Raw genomic sequence first — 3,076 nt, forward strand, 5'->3', positions numbered from 1 at the left:
AAAAGTTCATTGACATATTGAGATAAGAAAAATATTAAAAGTAGAAAGCGTTTTTTACTATTAGTAGTAGAAAACAAACAAAAACGGTCTCGTTTTATAACGAGATTGGTACAATAAGCAAAATAAGGGCGTATGGGGGATGCCTAGGCTCTCAGAGGCGATGAAAGGCGTGATAAGCTGCGAAAAGCTACGGGGATCTGCACACAAGATTTGATCCGTAGATACCTGAATGGGGCAACCCACTATGTTGAAGACATAGTACACCGATAGGTGGGCAAACCCGCTGAACTGAAACATCTAAGTAGGCGGAGGAGAAGAAAACAAAAGTGATTCCGTAAGTAGTGGCGAGCGAACGCGGATTAGCCCAAACCAATGTTGTTACGGCAATGTTGGGGTTGTAGGACCACGCGATTTTATGTACAAGGAACCGGAAGTTACTGGAAAGTAACACCATAGAGGGTGATAGTCCCGTATGGGTAACGAGTATAATAAATAGTGGTATCCTGAGTAGGGCGGGGCACGTGAAACCCTGTCTGAATTTGGCGGGACCATCCGCTAAGGCTAAATACTCCTGAGAGACCGATAGTGAACCAGTACCGTGAGGGAAAGGTGAAAAGAACCGTGAATAACGGAGTGAAATAGATCCTGAAACCATACGCTTACAAGCGGTCGGAGCCCTTTAGTGGGGTGACGGCGTGCCTTTTGCATAATGAGCCTACGAGTTAACGTTGCTGGCAAGGATAAGTGGTTAAGCCACGGATCCGTAGCGAAAGCGAGTCTGAATAGGGCGCTTTAGTCAGTAGTGTTAGACGCGAAACCGTGTGATCTACCCATGGACAGGTTGAAGCTGTGGTAACACACAGTGGAGGACCGAACCCGTTGACGTTGAAAAGTCTTGGGATGATCTGTGGGTAGGGGTGAAAGGCCAATCAAACTCGGAAATAGCTCGTACTCCCCGAAATGCATTTAGGTGCAGCGCTGGTTATAAGTTATATAGAGGTAGAGCTACTGATTGGATGCGGGGGCTTCACCGCCTACCAATTCCTGACAAACTCCGAATGCTATATAATGTTTACCAGCAGTGAGGGCTTGGGTGCTAAGGTCCAAGTCCGAGAGGGAAAGAACCCAGACCATCAGCTAAGGTCCCCAAATATATACTAAGTTGAAAGAACGCGGTTTGTCTGCCCAGACAGCTAGGATGTTGGCTTGGAAGCAGCCATTCATTTAAAGAGTGCGTAACAGCTCACTAGTCGAGCGGACGAGCATGGATAATAATCGGGCATAAGTATATTACCGAAGCTATGGATTTACAATTTATTGTAAGTGGTAGGGGAGCATTCTAACAGGGTTGAAGGTGTATCGTCAGGTATGCTGGACTGGTTAGAAAAGAAAATGTAGGCATAAGTAACGATAATGCGGGCGAGAAACCCGCACACCGAAAGACTAAGGTTTCCACAGCTATGCTAATCAGCTGTGGGTTAGTCGGGACCTAAGGCGAACCCGAAAGGGACAGTCGATGGCCAACGGGTTAATATTCCCGTACTACTGTTAACTGTGATGGGGTGACGGAGTGATGAAAGCGCCGCGAACTGACGGAATAGTTCGTTGAAGTACCTACCTATAAGACCCGCAGGCAAATCCACGGGTTTTGGGGAAATACGATAGTACACGGAGACTTCGGTTGAAGTGATAGTGCGCCTAAGGGCTTCCAAGAAAAACCTCTAAACTTCAGGTTAATAGTACCCGTACCGCAAACCGACACAGGTAGTCGAGATGAGAATTCTAAGGTGCTCGAGAGATTCATGGCTAAGGAATTAGGCAAAATAGACCCGTAACTTCGGGAGAAGGGTCGCCCTGAGTAATCAGGGCCGCAGTGAAGAGGTCCAGGCGACTGTTTATCAAAAACACAGGGCTCTGCAAAATCGTAAGATGAAGTATAGGGCCTGACACCTGCCCGGTGCTGGAAGGTTAAGAGGAGATGTTATCTTCGGAGAAGCATTGAATTGAAGCCCCAGTAAACGGCGGCCGTAACTATAACGGTCCTAAGGTAGCGAAATTCCTTGTCGGGTAAGTTCCGACCTGCACGAATGGTGTAACGATCTGGACACTGTCTCAGCCATGAGCTCGGTGAAATTGTAGTAACGGTGAAGATGCCGTTTACCCGCAGTGGGACGAAAAGACCCTGTGCACCTTTACTATAGCTTAGTATTGACCTTGGATAAATGATGTGTAGGATAGGTTGGAGACTGTGAAGTGGCGTCGCCAGGCGTTGTGGAGTCATTGTTGAAATACAACCCTTTGTTTATCTGAGGCCTAACTCTTCAAAGAAGAGGACATTGCTTGGTGGGTAGTTTGACTGGGGTGGTCGCCTCCAAAAGAGTAACGGAGGCTTCTAAAGGTTCCCTCAGTACGCTTGGTAACCGTGCGAAGAGTGCAATGGCATAAGGGAGCTTGACTGAGAGACATACAGGTCGATCAGGTACGAAAGTAGAGCATAGTGATCCGGTGGTTCCGCATGGAAGGGCCATCGCTCAAAGGATAAAAGGTACGCCGGGGATAACAGGCTGATCTCCCCCAAGAGCTCATATCGACGGGGGGGTTTGGCACCTCGATGTCGGCTCGTCACATCCTGGGGCTGGAGAAGGTCCCAAGGGTTGGGCTGTTCGCCCATTAAAGTGGCACGCGAGCTGGGTTCAGAACGTCGTGAGACAGTTCGGTCTCTATCTACTGTGGGCGCAAGAAATTTGAGTGGATCTGATTCTAGTACGAGAGGACCGAATTGGACAAACCTCTAGTGTATCTGTTGTCACGCCAGTGGCATGGCAGAGTAGCTACGTTTGGAAGGGATAAGCGCTGAAAGCATATAAGCGCGAAACCCACCACAAGATGAGATTTCTTTTAAAGGTCGTGGGAGATGACCACGTTGATAGGCTATAGATGTAAAGGCAGTAATGTCATAGTCGAGTAGTACTAATAACCTGTAAGCTTATGTACAAATCCTCCCCCGAGCAATCGGGGGAAGAAACTTTCTAACAAATAAAAATACTTTCTTTATCTCAGTATGTTAAGATATTGT

The 3,076-nt window shown here is 47.6% G+C and carries 1 rRNA gene; it reads left to right on the forward strand.

Features of this window, described 5'->3' with window-relative positions:
* Positions 1-111: 111 nt before the first annotated feature.
* Positions 112-2,994: ribosomal RNA gene (locus BUB89_RS17650) — 23S ribosomal RNA — on the forward strand.
* Positions 2,995-3,076 lie beyond the last annotated feature (82 nt).

Origin of the sequence: Flavobacterium flevense (assembly GCF_900142775.1) — a bacterium.
Taxonomy (GTDB): Bacteria; Bacteroidota; Bacteroidia; order Flavobacteriales; family Flavobacteriaceae; genus Flavobacterium; species Flavobacterium flevense.